Here is a 17636-nt window from a genome sequence, read left to right on the forward strand (position 1 = left end):
GGCGATTCCTCTCATCGGATGTACCGCAGGTTCGCGGTCATGCCGGCTTCGAAGTGGTAGGCGTTGTGGCAGTGGAACATCCATTCGCCCGGATTGTCGGCATCGAATTCGATCGCAAGTTCGGTGCCGGGCAGCACGTTGACCGTGTCGCGGCGCAACCCGCCGTACGCGCCGATCGCGAAGGTGTGTCCGTGCGTGTGCATGGGGTGCCACATGGTGGACGAGTTCTTCATCGTGATCCGCACGCGTTCACCCTGTTTCATGAGGAGGCGGCCGGCGTCGGCGCCGGCCATGCCCCACACGTAGCGGTCCCCTGCCTGGATCAGCTCGATCCGGTAGTCCCGGTCGGGTTCGCGCGGGTCGAGCCGCACGGTGTCGGCAGGCCGCAACGCGCTCTCCGCGAGGAGCCGGCCGCCGAGTTCGGGGATCGCATCGCCCACGTCGGCGTCGGCCATCGGCACCGCATCCGGGGTGCGCAGCACCGTCGAGGCATACCCTTGCCGCCCTTCGACCTTCGCGACGATCGGCCACACGCCCGACTTCACGGTGACGAGGACGTCGTAGCGTTGCGCCATTCCGACGACGATCGTGTCGGCGACGGTGGGCTGCACGTCGAAGCCGTCCGCCGCGACGATCGTGAGTTCGTGCCCGGCCACCGCGAACCGGTACGGGGTCTCCGCCGCCGCGTTGACGATCCGCAGCCGCAACCGCTGCCCCGCCACGGCGACGACCGGGGCGGGATCGTTCGGGGGACGACCGTTGATCAGGTGCAACGGATACGCGATGTGCTGGGTCATCCCGCCGAGGGGCGCGGAGTCGCCGTGCCCGGCGCTCACCAGCCGCCGGGCGACGTCCGTGTCGCCGGCCGGGTGTGCGCCGGGTGCCGCACCCCCGCCGTGGCCGCCGTGACCGCCGGAGATCGCGGGGTTGAGCGCCGCGAGCACGGCGTCGGGCGTGGTGCCCAGGCCGTCGACCCAGTCGTCGAGGACCAGGACGGCGTCGGCGTCGGCGCCGGTGCGGTCGTCGGGGTCCTCCACGATCAGGGCCCCGAACAGGCCGCGGTCGGCCTGCAGGCCGCTGTGCGAGTGGTACCAGTGGGTGCCGGGGTCCGGGACGACGAAGCTGTAGTCGAACGTCGTGCCCGGTGCGATCGCCGCCTGGGTGACGGGCGCTGCGCCGTCCATGTCGTTGCGGATCCGGATGCCGTGCCAGTGGAGCGTGGTGTCGGCGTCCAGGTCGTTGCGCACCGCGGCGTCGAGCCGGTCGCCCTTGCGTACCCGCAGTTCCGGGGCGACGGCGTGCCCGCCGTAGGTCCAGGTGTCGACCAGGCGTCCGCCCAGGTCGACGGTGGAGAATCCGGCGGCGAGCGCGAACGACGCCACGGTGCCGTTCCACCCGCGGGCGGCCTCGGCGGCGGCGATCTCCGGATCGGCCGGGGAAATGTAGTCGAGATCGGACGCCGCCGATCGTGTGTCCGAGCCGGCGGCCGCCGGCTGCGTACCGGACGATGCGGTAGCGCAGCCGGCGGCACCGAACCCGAGCGCGCTCATTCCCAGCGCCCCGGCTCCGAGGGAGCCCAGGGCGAGGAATCGGCGCCGGCCCAACCCGTTGTCGGGTTGTCTCATCCGATCACCTCGGGGGTGAGCAGGTCGGTGAAATCCTCGACGTTGCCGCTGATCTCCGCCGAGGAGACCTGTTGCCCGGTCGCGGCGTCGAACCCGACGATGCGCTGTGCCGCCTCGCCCTGACCCTCCGGATTGCCACCGAGGACGTAGAACGTCGCGCCGTCGACGGAGAACGCCATGCTCGCGATGTCGGTCAGCCCCAGGTCCTGCAGGTTCAGCGACCGGATCGGGGCGAGGTTCGCGGCGTCGGACAGCACGATGCGGGCCAGGTCGCCGCCGCGCGCGGAACTGGGATGGATCGGTGAGTCGGTGTAGGCGATCGCGATCCGGGTGCCGGTGTTGTCGATGACGTCGCTCGCGAACCGCCCGTCGGGCTGACCGGCGTTGCCGATCGGCGTCACCGCGCCCTGCGGCAGGCCGTTCGAGAAGTCGAAGACGTACACGTCGCCGTTCTCCCCGACCAGCAGGGCCTTGCGCGCCTCGGCGGCCCACCCGACCTTCCGGGCGCTGACGAAGTCCTCCGGCAGCACCTTCGCCCGGGCGGTCTCGGCCGGCACGCCGTCGTCGCCGACGGAGATCCGGATCAGCTCGCCGGTCTCCTCGCACACGCTGTAGATCTCGTGGTCCACGGTCCAGGTGAACGGTCCGCAGCCGACGATCTGCACGGCCCCGCTCTGCTGCTTCGTCTCGAGGTCCACGACGCGGACGCCGTAGAGCCCGTCGTCCCACGTGACGAAGTACCGCCCGTCGGAGGTGACCGCGTTGGAACCGGGCCGCGAGTGCACGCGCGCGACGTCGGGCAGCAGCGCCTCGGCGGGCTCGAGCAGATTCCCGGAGTAGGTGCTGACGGTGAAGTCCGCGGCCCCCCGCGAGCCGCGGGGGCGCCACACCTCGGCGGCGAGAACGGCCGGATCGGAGGGGGTCTCGCCGACGAAGCCGTGGATCACGGGGTCCCAGATGCCGGGGCCGACGACGATGCGGCTGCCGGCGACGCCCGTCTTCGGGTCGAGGACGTTGACGCCGAGCTCGAGCTTGCCGAATCCGCCTGCCACGGCGACGATCTGGTCACGTCGGATGGGGTCGATCTCGGCGACGTGCAGCGGTTCGGGGATGGTGTCGCCGATCTCCTGGTCGTCGTGGCCGAGCGAGATGCCCTCGCCGGGGGTGCTGAATTCGACGGTGGGATAGGCGACGTCGCCGGCGGTGTTCGCGTCGTCGCCGGACGAGCCGCAACCGGCGAGGGTGACGAGCAGCGCGAGCGGAACGACGGCCGCGGCGGGACGCACGAGGCGGCGGGAACGCGATGTCATGATCCGGCACCGACCTTCGGGCGGTCGGCGGGACGGGCCTGGCAGTCCTCGCCGATGATGGGGGCCATGGTGCAGGTGTACGACTGGGATTCGTCGGACACGCACCAGATGATCTCCTGGTCGTAGCTGCCCGAGACCGGGTTGTACATGACGGCCTGCATATCGGGCTCGCCGCAGAAGGCGTTGGAGCACGACGGGGCGCCGCAGCAGTCGTAGTAGGCGATCAGGTAGGTCTTGCCGGTGTCGGGGTTGGTGCAGCAGCCCACCCAGAATTCGGCGCCCGGCTTGCTGCCCGGCGCGCACGTGGTCACTCCGCCTCCGTTGCAGGCAGCGCAGGAGGTGCCGTCCATGTTGCACCAGCGCCAGTACTCGCACTCGGCGGGATCCTTGCCGTCGTACACGGGCACGAGCGGTTCCGGGCCGGGCTCGGGGGCGGGTTCCTGCGCGAACGCGGTGCGCGTCACCGGAAGCGAACTGATGAGCGCCACCCCCGACACGCCCATCGTCCAGCGGCCGAGGCGGCTGATCATCGAGCGGCGCGACACCTGTTCCGACATCCGGCGTCCGGTGCGGCTCATGAACGAGCCGCCCTTGCCGGCCATCCAGGCGGCTTGTTCCTTGACGGTCTCCTCGTCGACCGGATACCGGTTCTCGTACATCTCTTCCAACGCATCTCTCCGTTCGTCCAGGGGGAAGGCGGGATTCAGGCGCTCGCGGCGGCGCGGGCCTTGGCCTGTTCGTGCAGGTGCTGCAGCGACGGGGTGCCGGTCTCGAGGGCGTTGAGCAGGCTCTCGACCTGGGCCATGTGGTTGCACAGCCCCTTGGCGCGGATCCTGCCGTGCTCGTCGAGGATCACCCCGTAGGGGGTGGTGCCGACCTGGTAGGCGATGCCGACGTCGCGGCCGTCGACGTAGCTCAGTTCGGTGCCGATGTTGCTTCCGGCGAGGAACTGCCGGTGTTCCTCCGGTGTGCCGTCGGAGACGATCACGACGTCGAGGTCCTTCTCCGCCTTGGCCATCGCCCGGATGCCGGGCAGCAGGCTCTTGCAGGTGGAACAGGTGGGCGCCGTGAACAGCAGCAGCTGCGGCCTGTCGCGGTGGCCGCCGACGCCGACGGTGCGGCCCACATGGTCGGTGAGGCCCCGGAAGGACGGGCCGGCCTGCTCGATCTTCGGACCGGTGTCCATCATGCGGGCCCCGAGGGGGCCGAGCCGGACCTGTACCCGGCCGATCTCGCGGGCCAGCGCGAGCACCATCAGGAACAACACGGCGACCGCCACCACCAGCACGATGATCGCAACGAGAAATATGGTGTCCATCTGTCGTCCTGTCTCGGAAAATGTTGTGGAAGAAATGGTTTCAGGCCCCGTAGCGCGACACGGCAGAGACCGCGCGCAGTTCGATGGACGCGCCGGTCAGGTGCTCGTCGACGGGCCGGCGCCCGACGTGGACCACGGAGCGCAACTGGGCCACCGCGAGCCCGGCGGCGAGCGCGAGCGCCGCGAGCGCGATTGCCGCCACCTGCTGGAGCGCGGCGATCGTCGCGGGTCCGGTGAGGGCCAGCACGATCGACGCGGCGGCGAACGCACCGGCCCGCACGGAGTGGAACCAGCCGATGCGCGGTGCCTCGCCGTGGCCGCCGAACGCGAAGCAGCCGCAGTCGAGCTCGCGCCGGCCCTGCGCGAGGTTCACGGTGAGACCGACGAAGAAGCCGAGGAACAGCACCGCCGCGACAGCCGCGGCGGCACTGCCGGCGACGCCGAGCACCAGCAGGGCACCCACGGCGATCTCCGCGGCGGGCAACACCCGCGCGACCGCCCGTTCCAACACGGGCGGCAGCAGCCGATAGCCGCGGACGACGCGCAGCAGCCCCTCGTGATCGCCGGCCTTCGGCACCCCGGCGAGCAACAACGTCCCGCCGACGAGCGCCGCAACCACCGCCCAGATCATGGTCGTCCCCTTCGCAGTCGAGTGATCGTGCCGGTCAATCGTGCGCACCGGATGCGTCGCGAACGGGTCGTCGGGGAAACGTCCGGGGGCACCGCGAGTGGAACCGGCCGTGGCGGCGCGCCCCATGCGGACACTGCAGGTGGGACACGGTCTCCGGCGCTCGGGGGACCGTGTCCGCACGGGGCACGGGGCCGTGCGGTGGCGCGGGCCACAGCGCCGCGTCGGGCGGATTCCCACTTGCCGTCCACATGTCGTTCGCGGAGGTAACCGTCGCGTAACACCGCGGCGCTACGTTGTCCCTCGCCCTGAGGCGTTTCACCGCCCGAGGTGCCGGCACCGCCGGCTGCACGGACGCACAGACGGGATACGACGATCGTGACAACCGCACTCCGGGCCGCGATTGCCCGCTCACGGGACGCCGAAACCCATCGGGATCCGGTGTATTCGCCGCTGCGCGCCCTCGGCCGCCGTCAGCTCACCCCGATCGATCTGCTCGGCCAGTCCCTGTCGACGATCGCGCCGGCAACCGGGATGGTGTTCATCGCGCTGTGGATGGTGACCCACCGGCCGGGCGTCGGCGGTCTGCTGGCGATCGCGGGGACCACCGCCGTGGTGGTGCTGGTGGCGCTGTGCATCACGCAGTTCACGCGGCGCCTCGCCGCGGCCGGGTCGCTCTACAGCTTCGTGTTCCAGGGCCTGAGTGCCCGCGCGACCCTCACCACGGGCGCGGCGCTGCTGCTGGGCTATCTCGGCATCTCGATCTCGGTGATGTCGCAGGCCGCACAGAGCCTGCTCCGCATCGCAGACCTGCTCGGCATGCACGTGCCCGGCGCCGCGCCGTGGTCGGTCACGATCGGTCTCGTCGCGGTTGCCGTCGCGGTGATCACGGTGCGCGGCGTGCGGTTCGCGACGCGCGCCATCCTGCTCGTCGAGGCGTGCTCGCTCGTGCTCATCGTGGCGCTCATGCTCGGCACCCCGGCCGGTGCGGGCACGGCCACCACCGAACTGCCGGACGCACCCCTGAGCCTCATGCCGTTCCTCGCGATGCTCACCGTGCTGTCGATGGCGGGCTTCGAGAGCGCCGCGTTCTTCGGCCCGGAGGCCAAGCGGCCGTTGGTGACCGTCACTCGCACCGTGCTGATCTCCCCCGTCGTCGTCGGTGTCCTGTTCGTGTTCGCGGCGTGGGCCGCGTTGTCCGGCCACGGCGCCGTCGTCGTCGGCGCGTACTTCGACGGCACGGCGTCCGGCGCGAGCGTCGGTGTGGTGCTCGCGGTGCAGGCGGGCATGACGTGCTCGTGGCTCGCGTCGACCCTGGGGTGCGCGCAGGCGGGTTCCCGGCTGCTGTACTCGATGGGTGTCGAGCGGGTGCTGCCGAGCGCCCTCGCCCGTGTCCACGACCGGTTCCGCACCCCGCACGTGGGCGTGCTCTCCTTCACCGCCGCGGGTTTCGCCGGCGCGTGCCTGTACGCGTCCCTCGCGGGGGCGGATTCGGGGGCGTTCGACGGCGTCGTGGAGATCGGCCTCGTCGTGGCCTACACGCTGGTGGCCGTCGCGTCGCTGCGATTCCTGCACCGCATCGGCGAGCACACCGTCGTGACGCGGGCGGCCGCGCTGTTCGTCTCGGTCCTGGGGATGGGCCTGCTCGGCTACATCGCCGTCGACGGCACCGCGCACGGCGTATGGGTCGTGCCCGCGACACTCTCGGCGGTCGCGGCGTCCGGCACGGTGTGGCAGTACGTGCTGCGCCGGGTCCGGCCGGGCAGCCTGACGACCATCGGTGCGTTCGACTCGGTCGAGACCGGGGACATCCTCCCCGGGGCGGGGACCCTCGTGATCGGCGCGGACGGGCGGCGGCGCATCCTCCCGGACGTCCCGCACCCCGGCGACGACGCCCGTCCCCGCGACGGGAACCCGGGTTGACCGCGCACGTGTCCGTGCACGCGGACGATTCGCACTTCAGCGGACAGCAGCCGCGCGCGGTGCAGAAGGCGCTGGGGATGCTCGAGGCCGTCGCGCAGCTCGGCCCCGGCACGTCCGCGAAGGAGATCGCCAGGTTCGCCGGGGTGCCGCCGACCACCGCGTACCGCATGCTCAACCTGCTCGTGGCCGACGGATTCCTCGTCCGCGTGCCGGACCTGTCCGGCTTCGCGCTGGGTCGTCGCACCGCGGAGCTCGCACAGGCGGCCGCGGAGACGAGCCCGTCGCCGACGCTGCACGACGTCGTCGAGGAACTGCGCACCCACACCCGATTCGGGGTGCACGTCGCCTCGTTCGCGGCCGGGCGGCTGCGGTTCGTCGACAAGGACCCCGACCACGAGATCATCGCCATCGGCGTGCTCGCGAAGAACCTGCACGCCAACGCCCTCGGCAAGCTCATGTTGGCGCACCATCCGCACGTGCGTCCCGATCCGGAACTGCGGCGCCTGACCGACCACACGATCTGCGACCACGACGTCCTCGCCGAGGAACTGCGCGCCGTCGCCGCCGCGGGCTACGCGTACGAGGGCGAGGAGTGCCGGACCGGGCGGGCCGCGCTGGCGGTGCCGATCCGGGACCGTTCGGCGTTCGTCGTCGGCGGCCTCTACCTGCAGGGGTCGGCGTCGCGGGTCACCCCGGACGACGCGGTGCTCGTGCGGTTCCTCTTCGACGGCTCGGCACGCCTGTCGGGGCTGCTGTGACGGCGTGAGTCACCGGGTGGGCCGCGGCGGGGTTCGTCACCGGGTGGGCCGCGGCGGGGGTGCGTCGTCCGGGGCGAGGTGCGCACCGATCCGACGGAACAGCGTGTCGGCCTCGTTCCGGTACGCACCGGTGTCGTCGAACGCCGCCGGGTCGAAGGTGACGGCGACGGCGACGGCGATCTTCCGCGACGGCAGGTATGCCTCGACCGCGGCGTACCCACCGAACAACGGGTTCTGCATCAGCCAGTTGCCGGTGACCACCACACCGAGGCCATAGGTGTAGCCCTCGGACTGCGGGAAGCACGTGGGGCAGCCGGGCAGCGCGGTGGTCCGGCCGCGCAGGTCCGTCGACACCATCGCCCGGTACGACTCCGGGGAGAGCAGCGTGCCGGTGCCGACGGCGACCGCGGTGTCGTGCAGGTCGTGGATGTCGGTGGTCTGGACGGCGCCGCGGGTGATGGTCCAGGACGGGTCCCAGAACGTGGATTCCTCGTAGAAGGGTGTCGCGGCGGGGATCCCGAGCGCCTGCCGGCGTTCCGAGCTGAACGCATGCAGCACCGGCTCCGGGATCGCCGGCGTCTGCGACGGCGTCGTGCCGTCCAGCCCGAGCGGGTCGAGTACCTTCTCCTGCAGCAGTTCCGCCACCGGCCGGCCGGTGATCTTCTCGAGGGCCAGGCCGAGGATCACGTAGTTGGTGTGCGCGTAGTTCCAGTTGGTGCCGGGCTCGTAGAAGAGGGGCTGGGACGTGCCGTAGGCGATGAGCTCGTCGGGCGTCCAGTTCCGGAACGGGTCCCGGTAGATCGCATCCGACAGTTCGGGATTCTGCACGTAGTCGGCATAGCCGGAGGTCATCTGGGCGAGCTGCCCGAGGGTGACCCGGTCCGAATTCGGAATGTCGGGCAGCCACGTCGAGACCTTGTCGTCGAGGCGGACCTTCCCCTCGTCGACGAGTTGCAGCAGCAGCGTGGCGACGTAGGAGATGGCCACCGCGCCGTTGCGGAAGTGCATGTCGGTCGTCGCCGGCACGCCGGTGGTGGATTCGCCGTAGGCGCGGGTGAGGATCTCCCTGCCGTCGACGGTGACGCGCACGACCGCCGCCTTCAGGTGCGTCTCCGCCATGGTGTCGCGCACGATCCGGTCCACGGCCTCGGCCTGTGCGGGGTCGGCCGACGAGGCGGTCCCCGATGCGGCCGCGGTGTCGGCGGATCCGGACGGGCCGGGCGCGGCATCGTCCGTCGACGTGCAGGCGGTCAGGAGGCCGAGTGCGCACAGCACGGACAGGATCCGCCGGTTCAGGGGCATGCCTGATCTTGGCAGATGCGCTCGGCCGGTGCGATCACTCCGGCCCGGCGGCTGTGGTTCGGCGCAGGTCCCGATCGGACCGCAGGCGGGCGGTGAGTTCGGCCCTGCTGCGGACTCCGGTCTTCGTGTAGATCGCCTTGAGGTGATCGTGGACGGTGTTCGGAGTGATACCGCGACGGTCGGCGATCTCGGCGGTCGAGTATCCGGCCATCACCTCGAGGCACACGTCCCGTTCGCGGGCTGTGAGCGCGTATGCGGCGAGCAGCAACTCGGCGAGTTCGAGGCCGGTCGCATGCTCGATGGTGACCACGGTCTGCGGTTCGGCACCGCCCAGCAGCGCGGTGGCCCGCATCAGGATCCACCCGCCGGTGGCGTCGCGGATCCGCGTTCGGAACACACCCGAACCGCTCGCACGCGCCCCGAACGCGGCGGCGCGCACCATGACGGCCAGCCGTCCGGGCGCGATCTCGTCGAATCGGTCCTGCCAGTCGCGGGCGGCCGCTGTGAGCGCGAGCGGCTCACCCGCGGCCCCGGTGAGTACGACCGCCGGACCCGGGTCGCCCAGGCGCGAGGCGGCGGTGGCGCACACGGCGGCGCGGGTCGCCGACGCCACCGCCGGCGCCACCCGCGTGAGGAACTCGACCTCCGAGTCGGTGAAGTCCGCCCCGGACCGAACGAATCCGGCCGCACCCCAGCACAGTCCGCCGATGCGGAAGATCACGCGCAGTTCGTGGTCCAACCCGAGCGGACGCCACACCCCGGCGTGGCGAAGACTGTGGGCCACCTCGTCCGGGGGCAGCTCGGATCCCCGGGCCGCACTGCGGCCGTTGCGGAACAGCTCGGCGAAAGTGCCGGGATCCCGCCCGCGGTACTCGCTCTCGGCGAGCAGCGGCTCGTATTCCGGCGGAACCCGGTCGGGTCCGCTCGTCATGGAACCGATCGTCAGGGACCGGGGATCGATCATCGCCCAGCACGTCAGGTCGCTGCGCACCGTCCGGCCGACGAGTTCGATGGCGCGCCCGTGCACCTGCGTCACATCGGCGCCCGCGGCCGCGAGCGCCACCACCTCGCGGCCCACCTTCTCCGCCCGGATCTCGAGCATGAACCCAGTATGCGCTGGTGGCGGACCTGTACCCATCCCCGTTTTCGGGGATGGGCCATCGGCCGGGCGGTTCCTAACGTGACAGACATGTCCGACAACATCGAACTCTGCAGGATGGGCGAGGGCCGTCGCCTCACCCTGCCCGACGCAACCGTCACGGTCCTGTCCACCGGTGCACACGCCGGCGGAGCCTACGAGCTCTTCCTCGTCGAGGCCCCGCGCACCGAGCCGGCGCCGCTGCACGCCGAACCGTGGGCCAAGTCGTATCACGTGCTGAGCGGCCGGATCCTGGTCCGTGCCGCAGCGACCGGTCACGAGCTCGCGGCCGGGGACACGATCACCCTCGCGCCGGGAACGGTGAACTCCTTCACCGTCCTGACCGACGCCGCGACCTTCCTGCTGATCGCCGCCGGGACCTCGATGGGCGGATTCTTCGGCGCGGTCGACGCCCTCGGGCACGAGCGTCCACCGGACGAGACGGGTCGGGCTCTCCGAGAGGTCGCCGACCGGTACGGGGTCACGCTCGCAGCGGAGGCAGGTGCGTCGTGATCGTTCTCGCGCAGGTCGCCGCGCTGGTCGGCGCGGCCGTGCATCTGCTCGCCTTCGTGTGGGAGACGCTGCTGTTCCGGCGGCCGTCGATACACGAAGACCTGTTCCGCATCCCCACCGGCGACGTCGCAGCGGTGCGGATGTGGGCGTTCAACGTCGGCTTCTACAACCTGTTCCTCGGCACCGGCGCGCTGATGGGGGTGGCCCTGTGGCGGGCCGGCGAGGACACGGTCGGACGCGCGCTCGTGCTCTACACGTGTTCGTTCATGCTGCTCGCCGGGATCGCCCTGTTCGTCTCGGACCGCATGGCCATGAGCCGGCCCCGCGGCGCCGGGCTCGGGGGTGCCGCGGCGCAGTGCACGCCACCGGCGATCGCGCTGATGGCGCTCGCGGCAGCCTGATCCGCTACTCCTGCGCGGCGACGTACCGCCCCAGCGCCGCGGCGCGGTCGGCCGGTGACCGGCGCGGGCAGCTCGTGCACTTGCCGCTGTCGGTCGCCCGGTAGATCAGGCAGCAGGAGCTGCGTCGCACGAAGCGTCGCCCGTCCGCCGGTTCCGGCGATCCGGGAGCTGCCGCCGTGACGCTCCCGGTGGGATCGACGTCGACGAAACGCGGTGGCAGCAGCGGCGGCCGCGACAGCGCGGCGGCGAGGGTGCACCCGTCGTCGACGCGGTGGGCGGCACGCCCGGCGTCGAGGGCACGGTTGGCGATCGAGTCGGACGCGACGGCCCACAACGCCCGCTCCGGCGCACCCGACACCCGCGCGAGCGGCGCGATGATCGCCGACAGCGCCGACACGAGAGCGCGCGCAAAGGCATCGCGCCCGGGCAGCAGGCGCGAGGAACGCACCGCGCCGAGGTAGCCGTCCTCCCGCAGCACGCAGCGCAACCGGGCCGGGTCGGGATCGGGAGCGTGGCCGGTGGCCAGGAGCATCGCGACGGGTCCGGCCACCAGGGTCGAACTGGCCGAGTACCACCAGAGCGTGCCGTTGACCCGAGGGTCGCTGCAGTCCCACCTGCGGCCGGTGTCGGATACCCGTCCGGCCAGCCACTGCGGATCGGTCGTCACCGTGCCCGGAAGGACGGCGGTCCCGAGGTCGACGGTGTGCGCGAAGTCGCCGAGCAGGGTTCGGGCCGCGGCGTAGGCACGCGCCGCGGCGTCGGCGTGCCCGTCAGGCATCGGCGAGCCCCCAGACCTCGAGCGTGCGTCGTCCGTCGCCGTCCACAGCCACCCGGCCACGAACTCCGAAGACCCCCGCCAGCACGGCGGGATGCAGGACGTCTTCCGGGGTTCCCGCAGCGACCACCGATCCGTGGTCCAGTACCGCCATGCGATCGCAGTACGCGGCCGCCAGCCGCAGGTCGTGCAGCGTCACCAGCACGGCGAGCCCGTCCGCGGCGAGGCTGCGCAGCAACTCCAGCACGGTCAGCTGGTGGCGCAGGTCGAGATGATTCGTCGGCTCGTCGAGCAGGAGCACGCGGGGTTGCTGGGCCAGGGCCCGGGCTATGGACACACGCTGGCGTTCCCCACCGGACAGGGCGAGCACGTCGCGATCGGCGAGGTGCAGCAGCCCGAGCCGGCCGAGCACATCCTCGACGACCACCCGGTCGTCGCCACCGAACGGCTCGAGCCATCCCCGCCGGGCGGTGCGTCCCAGCTGCACCGATTCGCGCACGGTCGTCCCACCGAGCGAGACCGGCTCCTGGACGCCGACCCCGACGAGGCGCGCGAGGGTGCGGCGCTTCAGGTCCGTGACGTCCTCGTCGCCGACGGTGATCGCGCCGGCCCCGACCCGCACCGCGCGGTAACAGGCGCGCAGCAGGGTCGTCTTGCCGCTGCCGTTGGGCCCGACGAGGGCGAGCACCCGGCCCGGGACCACGTCGAGGTTCACCCCGTCGAGTACGGTGCGTTCGCCCAGCCGCGCGCGGACCCCGGTGGCGCGCAGGCGGGTCATCGGGCCCGCCCGTAGCTGCGCCACAGCATGACGAGGAAGGCGGGCGCACCGAGCAGACCGGTGACGACCCCCACCGGCAGCTCGGTCGAGCCGCTGACCGAACGGGCGACCATGTCGGCCAGGACCAGCGCGAGCGCCCCGGCCACCGCCGCCACGGGTATCAGCCGGACGGTGTTGCGGCCGACGAGATGGCCGGCGATGTGCGGGATCAGCAGTCCGATGAATCCGACGGTCCCCGAGACGGCCACCGCCGCGGCGGTGAGCAGAGAGACCGCCAGCAGGATCAGGATGCGGAACCGCCGCACGTCCATTCCCAGGGCGGTCGCCCCGTCGTCGCCGACGAGCAGCAGGTTCAGCTGCCGGCCGCACAGCAGGACGCCGCCGCCGACGGTGAGCAGGACCAGCGCCGGCGCGGCGAGCATCGACCACGTCGCATCCCCGAATCCTCCTGCCAGCCAACGCATCACCGTACCGATCTGACGGTCGTCACCCAGGACCAGCAGGGTGAAGGTGGTCGCCGCAGAGAACACCATCGACATCGCCACGCCGACGAGGACGATCGCGGTGACGGCATGGGCGCGCAGACTCACCGCGATCGCGCCGGCGAGCGGAAACAGGGCTCCGAGGAAGGCCGCGAACGGCAGGGTGAACGCTCCGAGTGCGCCGCTGCCGACACCCAGGACCGTCACCAGCACCACCCCGAACCCGGCACCGGAGGACACGCCCAACAGGTAGGGGTCGGCCAGCGGGTTGCGGGTCACCGCCTGCGCCACCACCCCGGCGATCGCGAGCGCGGCACCGACGACGGCGGCCGTCAACGCCCGGGGCAGGCGTGATTCGACGACGATCGCTTCCCGCGCCGCGGTCCACCACGGCGTGAAGGCCCCCGGTGCGAGGCGGTGCGCGACGATCGCCCACACGTCGCCGAAGGGGATGTTCACCGTGCCCAGCGACACGGCGCCCGCCAGCGCCAGCACGAGTGCGGCGAGCAGCGGCGGCAGGATCAGCCACAGCGAACGACGCGCCGCGCCCCCGTCCCGTCCCCGCGCGGCCGGCGCCGCGGCGCCGGCGTGCGGCGCCGATGCGTCGGCCAGGGTACCGGCGGGGGTCATTCCGGATCCGTGAACGCGGCCGGGTGCAGTCCGCGGGCGATCGTCGCGACCGAGTCGACCATGCGCGAGCTCTCGAAGAAGTCGTCGAGCGGCACGACGACGAAACGATCGTTGCGCACGGCGGGCGTGGTGGCCACGATCGGCTGGTTCTTCAGATAGGCGATCTTGTCCTCCGCGCTGGTCGCGCCGTAGTCGAGTACGACGATCGCCTCGGGTGCGCGCTCGCCGACGACCTCCCAGCCGGTGGTGAAGTACGGTTTCGGGCCTTCGGCGGTGATGTTGTCGGCGCCGGCGTATTCGGCGATGAGGTTGCCGATGCCCACGCCGCCGACCGAGAGCGGCTCGGCTTCGCCCGAGTCGTAGAAGAAGGTGCGCACCGGCGCGACGGCGGCCTGCTCCAGGCGGGCGCGTACCGCGTCGAGTTCCGCGGTAATCGATTCGGTCAGGGCCGCGGCCTGTTCCTCGGTACCGAGGAGGGCGCCGAGTTGGGCGAAGTCGTTCTCCAGCAACGCGATATCGGAGAAGCCGGCACCGCAGTACTCGGAGAACAGGAACGTGCGGATACCCGCCTGCTCGAGTGCGTCCCGCCCGCGTCCGGTCTTGTCGTCGAATGCGCTGCGCATCCCGCCGACGACCAGATCCGGGTCGAGGTCGCGGATCTGCTCGTACGTGGGGTACTCGGCAGCCAGCGACGGAATCGCCCGGAACTGCTCGGCCGTCTCGGGCAGCGGGTCGTCCTTCTCGCCGTAGCCCATACCGACGATGCGATCCCCCACGCCCATCTGGATCAGGGTTTCGGTGACGTGGTCGTTCATCGACACGATCCGCTGCGGGGGCGCGTCGTAGGTCGCGGTGCGTCCGCAGTTGGTGATCGTCACCGGTTCGCCGAAGGCCGCGGCCGGCGGGGTGGCGCCGGTGTCTGCGCCCCGCGAGCAACCCGACAGGGCCGCGGTGGCGACGGTCAGGGCGGCGAGAACCGCGGCGGCGTCTCGCACGGGACGGCGGAAGTCGACGGGCATGGGACCTCGTGCTCTGCTCAGGTGGCACGAGGCAGACTCCGGCACGGCAGCGACCCCGGACAGCGGGCACCGGCTACCCTGCTGGACTCCATCTCGTAGACCACGACGAAATACCGGAGTCGCGCACCCCCGTGCAGGCGATCGGGCTCACCGTCGGATGGACGGCCTACCGTTGCGGGTCAGCGCCGGACTCGGACCGGACTTTCCCTGCACGGGCGTCAGCAACGCTGCGGCCATTATGCATGTCGGCGGCCGGCCCGCATCGCAGGGCCGGCCACCGGTGCGCGGGTCCGTCGGGACGGCCACCCGGAGCGCCGTTCCATCGTCCGCCGCCCTCCCCCGGTTTTCACCCTCACTTTCACCTCGTTCGCGACCTCGGCTCCGGAACCGCGACGATCCCCGGTGCGTTCCGATTGATGGTGGCTGTCGAACGGGCTGCGCCCTCGTGCGGCCGGGGCGTCGCCACCGGCCCCTCTTCCGAGGAGCAACGCGCCGGAACGTCGGGTGATGCTGCGGACCGGCGGGGCCGGTCACCGCGCAGGGGGCGGTGACCGGCATCCGGGCGCGTGCGGGCCGGCACACTCGGGCGGATCACCGTACTGCCACGCCGCTGCCTCGCCCGCGGTGCCCCGGAACCGGGACCGACGACGCCGACTCCACGAAACCCAGAGTTCAAAATGCGGCCATCTGCCGGAGACCCGCCGCCGCGACACTGGAGGCACAAGGTGTCAACGACGGACGGGGAAACACTGATATGTCCGAGAACATCGCCCACCGACCCGACCCCCTCTTCGCTCTGCCGGCCGCGACGATTCCGGCGGCGCCCCACTCGATACGCCTCGAGGAGCCGGCCCCGATCCGTCCGGCCTCCGGCCTGCGTCCCCGCGTGGGCACCGTCCTCGGCACGGTCGTCTCCGCGGGGGCCGTCGCCACCATGGTGACCGGCTTCGTGGCGGTCGGTACCGTCGCCACGGTGTCCGGCCTGGTCTCGGCCGTCCGGCTCGGACCCTGACCGGCTCGGCGAACCCCTCAGTCGCCGAACTGCACGCTGTCGACGACGACGTCGGACCCGAACAGTTCGCGGGCGCGGACCAGAGCCGCGTCGCGCACCTCCGGCTCCGACAGCGTCGTGGGCAACGCCAGGGTCAGCAGCACGGAACGACCGTCGGACCTCGGCTGTGCCCTGACACGGCACACCCAGTCCACCGTTCCGCCCTCCCGGCGCAGCGCCAGCTCGGTGCGCGCGACGTCGCGGGCGAAGCAGGGCAGCGCGGGATCGGTCGTGCGTTCGAGCTGGGCCACGAGATCCTCGAGGCGATCGGTGCGCCATTGGCGCAACCCGGCCATCCGCGGTTCGACGTTCATCTCGGCACCCTTCGACGCCGGCGACCGTCGGGTGCGCTCGCGGGAGCATGCGGGTCCGAGATCTGCGGCGTCAGCGAAACTGACTACTACCGAGACCATCGCGCCGCGAGCGCGCGGCGTTTCACGAGCCCGGCAACAGGCTGCGCTTCATGAGCCCGGCAACAGGCTGCGCTTCATGAGCCCGGCAACAGGCTGCGCAGCGCCGGCAGCAGTTCCTGTTCGGCCCACCGGATGAACGGCCCCTGCCGGTCACCTCCGATCTGGACGAGGGCGACCTCCGTGAATCCCGCGTCGACGAACGGCCGGATCTTGTCCACGTACTCGTCGATGTCGTCGCCGCACGGAAGTTGCGCCCCGACCTGCTCGGGCGTCACGAACCGGGTGGCCGCCGCGAACGAGGACGGCGCGGGCAGGTCCGGGTTGACCTTCCAGCCGAGGCCGAACCATCGGAACTGCTCGTGCGCCCGCTGCACCGCCGCGTCGCGGTCGGTGTCGTAGGAGACGGCGATCTGCCCGACTCGCGGTTTGCCCGCTCCCCCGGCCTCGTCGAACATCCGGGTCAGCTCCGGCTCGGGTTCGGTCGCCACCATCAGGTCGGCCTTCTCCCCGGCGAGGGCGCACGACTGCGAACCGGACACGGCGATGCCGATCGGCACCCGGGTCTCGGGCAGGTCGTACAGGTGCGCGGACTCGACGTCGAAGTAGTCGCCGCGGAAGTTCACGTTGCCGCCGTCGAACAGCGCCGAAATGATCTCCACGGCCTCGGCGAGCATCTCGTGACGGGTGCCCACCGCGGGCCAGCCCTTGCCGACGACGTGTTCGTTGAGGTTCTCGCCCGCGCCCAGGCCGAGGCGGAACCGGCCCCCGGACAGGATCTGCATCGTCGCCGCCTTCTGCGCCACCACCGCCGGGTGGTACCGCAGGATCGGGCAGGTCACGTAGGTCATGAGCGGGATCTGCTCGGTGGCCTGGGCAGCGGCACCAAGGATGGACCACGCGTAGCCGGAATGCCCCTGTTCCTCCAGCCACGGGTTGTAGTGGTCACTGATCACCGAGAAGTCGAAGCCGGCCTTCTCCGCCATCTGCACGTCGCGGACGAGGTGGTCCGGCCGGGACTGCTCGCAGAGCATGGTGTAGCCGAAGTCGGTCACTGTTCGTTTCCTCCCGTGGTCCGTGCCGGGCGCCCCGCCGATGCCGGCGATCCGTCCTTCGGGATACCCACCGGTCGCCTCGGTACACGACCGTCACGGTAGGGAGGGGCCGCCGAGATGCCGGCTGCGCATCTCGGCAGGTACGGGTGTCTCGTTGCGGCGGGCCGGCCGGGCCGGCTCGCCGCAACGAGGGGTCGACCCGGTGTCAGACGAGGCAGACCACGAACAGCGGCACTCCGACGACCGGAACGAAGAGCAACGGAACGCACACGACACCGAACGGGCCGAGGACCGCCGGCTGGACGGATTCCGCGATCGGGGCAGGCGCGGTGGGGATGGCGGGGGCCGCTGTCGCGGCACCGGTGCCGAGGGCGATCATGGGGGCCATGGCGGTCGCCGCTACCGCCGCGCGAAACGTAGTCCTGCTCATGGTGTTTCTCCTCGCGTCGCGTGCCGCGACCGATACGCGCCCACGGCACGGAAATGGATCGGCTGTATATCAGCATCGCCGACGAACCCG

19 protein-coding genes are annotated in these 17636 nt (G+C 71.5%); 5 read left to right on the forward strand and 14 right to left on the reverse strand.

Going from position 1 to position 17636, the window contains the following annotated elements:
• Window positions 1-11: 11 nt before the first annotated feature.
• The 5 genes from OCS65_RS23965 to OCS65_RS23985 are packed head-to-tail and all read right to left on the reverse strand — an operon-like array spanning window position 12 to window position 4884.
• A complete protein-coding gene (locus OCS65_RS23965) occupies window positions 12-1625 on the reverse strand; it encodes a multicopper oxidase family protein (protein WP_263507847.1) in 1614 nt (537 codons plus the stop codon).
• Window positions 1622-2935, reverse strand: coding sequence for a hypothetical protein (locus tag OCS65_RS23970; RefSeq protein ID WP_263507849.1), 1314 nt, complete (start codon window positions 2933-2935; stop codon window positions 1622-1624). The genes OCS65_RS23965 and OCS65_RS23970 overlap by 4 nt, the downstream gene beginning before the upstream one ends.
• On the reverse strand, window positions 2932-3594 hold the full coding sequence (locus OCS65_RS23975) for a methylamine dehydrogenase light chain (RefSeq protein ID WP_029541405.1): 663 nt from the start codon (window positions 3592-3594) through the stop codon (window positions 2932-2934). The genes OCS65_RS23970 and OCS65_RS23975 overlap by 4 nt, the downstream gene beginning before the upstream one ends.
• 44 nt (window positions 3595-3638) lie before the next feature.
• Window positions 3639-4253, reverse strand: coding sequence for a redoxin domain-containing protein (locus tag OCS65_RS23980; protein ID WP_006932024.1), 615 nt, complete (start codon window positions 4251-4253; stop codon window positions 3639-3641).
• Between the two features lie 40 nt (window positions 4254-4293).
• Complete coding sequence (locus tag OCS65_RS23985) at window positions 4294-4884, reverse strand: MauE/DoxX family redox-associated membrane protein (protein ID WP_029541402.1); 591 nt, start codon at window positions 4882-4884, stop codon at window positions 4294-4296.
• Between the two features lie 438 nt (window positions 4885-5322).
• Here OCS65_RS23985 and OCS65_RS23990 point away from each other — a divergent pair, with 438 nt between their 5' ends.
• Entirely contained in the window at window positions 5323-6804 is a 1482-nt protein-coding gene (locus tag OCS65_RS23990) for an APC family permease (RefSeq protein WP_043801538.1), read from the forward strand.
• Window positions 6801-7562: an IclR family transcriptional regulator gene (locus OCS65_RS23995; protein ID WP_006932018.1), complete on the forward strand. Its 762-nt coding sequence runs from the start codon at window positions 6801-6803 to the stop codon at window positions 7560-7562. Before OCS65_RS23990 ends, OCS65_RS23995 begins: the two co-directional genes overlap by 4 nt.
• Before the next feature lie 36 nt (window positions 7563-7598).
• Here the strand turns inward: OCS65_RS23995 and OCS65_RS24000 are convergent, their stop codons facing one another.
• Together OCS65_RS24000 and OCS65_RS24005 are read right to left on the reverse strand one after the other, a co-directional pair.
• Window positions 7599-8864, reverse strand: coding sequence for a serine hydrolase domain-containing protein (locus OCS65_RS24000; RefSeq protein ID WP_161996420.1), 1266 nt, complete (start codon window positions 8862-8864; stop codon window positions 7599-7601).
• Window positions 8865-8898: 34 nt separating this feature from the next.
• Window positions 8899-9966, reverse strand: a complete 1068-nt coding sequence (locus OCS65_RS24005; RefSeq protein ID WP_006932013.1) for a helix-turn-helix transcriptional regulator — start codon at window positions 9964-9966, stop codon at window positions 8899-8901.
• An 87-nt stretch (window positions 9967-10053) separates the two neighbouring features.
• Between OCS65_RS24005 and OCS65_RS24010 the strand changes: the two genes are divergently transcribed.
• Window positions 10054-10515, forward strand: a complete 462-nt coding sequence (locus OCS65_RS24010; RefSeq protein ID WP_050034629.1) for a cupin domain-containing protein — start codon at window positions 10054-10056, stop codon at window positions 10513-10515.
• The gene (locus OCS65_RS24015; protein ID WP_263507854.1) at window positions 10512-10916 is read left to right on the forward strand and encodes a DUF1304 domain-containing protein; all 405 of its coding nucleotides are present in this window, start codon (window positions 10512-10514) and stop codon (window positions 10914-10916) included. The genes OCS65_RS24010 and OCS65_RS24015 overlap by 4 nt, the downstream gene beginning before the upstream one ends.
• A 4-nt stretch (window positions 10917-10920) precedes the next feature.
• On the opposite strand, the gene OCS65_RS24020 is transcribed toward OCS65_RS24015, so the two are convergent.
• The 4 genes from OCS65_RS24020 to OCS65_RS24035 are packed head-to-tail and all read right to left on the reverse strand — an operon-like array spanning window position 10921 to window position 14600.
• The gene (locus tag OCS65_RS24020; protein ID WP_263507856.1) at window positions 10921-11694 is read right to left on the reverse strand and encodes a (2Fe-2S)-binding protein; all 774 of its coding nucleotides are present in this window, start codon (window positions 11692-11694) and stop codon (window positions 10921-10923) included.
• Window positions 11687-12469, reverse strand: coding sequence for an ABC transporter ATP-binding protein (locus OCS65_RS24025; RefSeq protein ID WP_263507857.1), 783 nt, complete (start codon window positions 12467-12469; stop codon window positions 11687-11689). The genes OCS65_RS24020 and OCS65_RS24025 overlap by 8 nt, the downstream gene beginning before the upstream one ends.
• Complete coding sequence (locus tag OCS65_RS24030) at window positions 12466-13581, reverse strand: FecCD family ABC transporter permease (protein WP_006932005.1); 1116 nt, start codon at window positions 13579-13581, stop codon at window positions 12466-12468. The genes OCS65_RS24025 and OCS65_RS24030 overlap by 4 nt, the downstream gene beginning before the upstream one ends.
• A complete protein-coding gene (locus OCS65_RS24035) occupies window positions 13578-14600 on the reverse strand; it encodes an ABC transporter substrate-binding protein (RefSeq protein ID WP_102800113.1) in 1023 nt (340 codons plus the stop codon). Before OCS65_RS24035 ends, OCS65_RS24030 begins: the two co-directional genes overlap by 4 nt.
• Before the next feature lie 754 nt (window positions 14601-15354).
• Here OCS65_RS24035 and OCS65_RS24040 point away from each other — a divergent pair.
• Window positions 15355-15612: a hypothetical protein gene (locus OCS65_RS24040; protein ID WP_006932002.1), complete on the forward strand. Its 258-nt coding sequence runs from the start codon at window positions 15355-15357 to the stop codon at window positions 15610-15612.
• A gap of 17 nt (window positions 15613-15629) precedes the next feature.
• Here the strand turns inward: OCS65_RS24040 and OCS65_RS24045 are convergent, their stop codons facing one another.
• The 3 genes from OCS65_RS24045 to OCS65_RS24055 all read right to left on the reverse strand — a co-directional run bounded on the left by OCS65_RS24045 (window position 15630) and on the right by OCS65_RS24055 (window position 17546).
• Window positions 15630-15965 (reverse strand): hypothetical protein, encoded by a 336-nt coding sequence (locus tag OCS65_RS24045; protein ID WP_029541385.1) that lies wholly within the window; start codon window positions 15963-15965, stop codon window positions 15630-15632.
• Window positions 15966-16138: 173 nt separating this feature from the next.
• Window positions 16139-17116 carry an LLM class F420-dependent oxidoreductase gene (locus tag OCS65_RS24050; protein WP_083662398.1) on the reverse strand — a complete coding sequence of 326 codons (978 nt, stop codon included), beginning with the start codon at window positions 17114-17116 and terminating at the stop codon, window positions 16139-16141.
• Window positions 17117-17321: 205 nt separating this feature from the next.
• Entirely contained in the window at window positions 17322-17546 is a 225-nt protein-coding gene (locus OCS65_RS24055) for a hypothetical protein (RefSeq protein WP_139310946.1), read from the reverse strand.
• Window positions 17547-17636: the final 90 nt, after the last annotated feature.

It is taken from the genome of Rhodococcus aetherivorans (genome assembly GCF_025722975.1).
Classification (GTDB): domain Bacteria; phylum Actinomycetota; class Actinomycetes; order Mycobacteriales; family Mycobacteriaceae; genus Rhodococcus; species Rhodococcus aetherivorans.

Excerpts from the sequence above, each read along its gene's own strand:
- OCS65_RS23965 (WP_263507847.1), bottom strand. The coding sequence starts at position 1,625 with ATGAGACAACCCGACAACGGGTTGGGCCGGCGCCGATTCCTCGCCCTG.
- OCS65_RS23970 (WP_263507849.1), bottom strand. The coding sequence starts at position 2,935 with ATGACATCGCGTTCCCGCCGCCTCGTGCGTCCCGCCGCGGCCGTCGTT.
- OCS65_RS23975 (WP_029541405.1), bottom strand. The coding sequence starts at position 3,594 with ATGTACGAGAACCGGTATCCGGTCGACGAGGAGACCGTCAAGGAACAA.
- OCS65_RS23980 (WP_006932024.1), bottom strand. The coding sequence starts at position 4,253 with ATGGACACCATATTTCTCGTTGCGATCATCGTGCTGGTGGTGGCGGTC.
- OCS65_RS23985 (WP_029541402.1), bottom strand. The coding sequence starts at position 4,884 with ATGATCTGGGCGGTGGTTGCGGCGCTCGTCGGCGGGACGTTGTTGCTC.
- OCS65_RS24000 (WP_161996420.1), bottom strand. The coding sequence starts at position 8,864 with ATGCCCCTGAACCGGCGGATCCTGTCCGTGCTGTGCGCACTCGGCCTC.
- OCS65_RS24005 (WP_006932013.1), bottom strand. The coding sequence starts at position 9,966 with ATGCTCGAGATCCGGGCGGAGAAGGTGGGCCGCGAGGTGGTGGCGCTC.
- OCS65_RS24010 (WP_050034629.1), top strand. The coding sequence starts at position 10,054 with ATGTCCGACAACATCGAACTCTGCAGGATGGGCGAGGGCCGTCGCCTC.
- OCS65_RS24020 (WP_263507856.1), bottom strand. The coding sequence starts at position 11,694 with ATGCCTGACGGGCACGCCGACGCCGCGGCGCGTGCCTACGCCGCGGCC.
- OCS65_RS24025 (WP_263507857.1), bottom strand. The coding sequence starts at position 12,469 with ATGACCCGCCTGCGCGCCACCGGGGTCCGCGCGCGGCTGGGCGAACGC.
- OCS65_RS24030 (WP_006932005.1), bottom strand. The coding sequence starts at position 13,581 with ATGACCCCCGCCGGTACCCTGGCCGACGCATCGGCGCCGCACGCCGGC.
- OCS65_RS24035 (WP_102800113.1), bottom strand. The coding sequence starts at position 14,600 with ATGCCCGTCGACTTCCGCCGTCCCGTGCGAGACGCCGCCGCGGTTCTC.
- OCS65_RS24040 (WP_006932002.1), top strand. The coding sequence starts at position 15,355 with ATGTCCGAGAACATCGCCCACCGACCCGACCCCCTCTTCGCTCTGCCG.
- OCS65_RS24045 (WP_029541385.1), bottom strand. The coding sequence starts at position 15,965 with ATGAACGTCGAACCGCGGATGGCCGGGTTGCGCCAATGGCGCACCGAT.
- OCS65_RS24055 (WP_139310946.1), bottom strand. The coding sequence starts at position 17,546 with ATGAGCAGGACTACGTTTCGCGCGGCGGTAGCGGCGACCGCCATGGCC.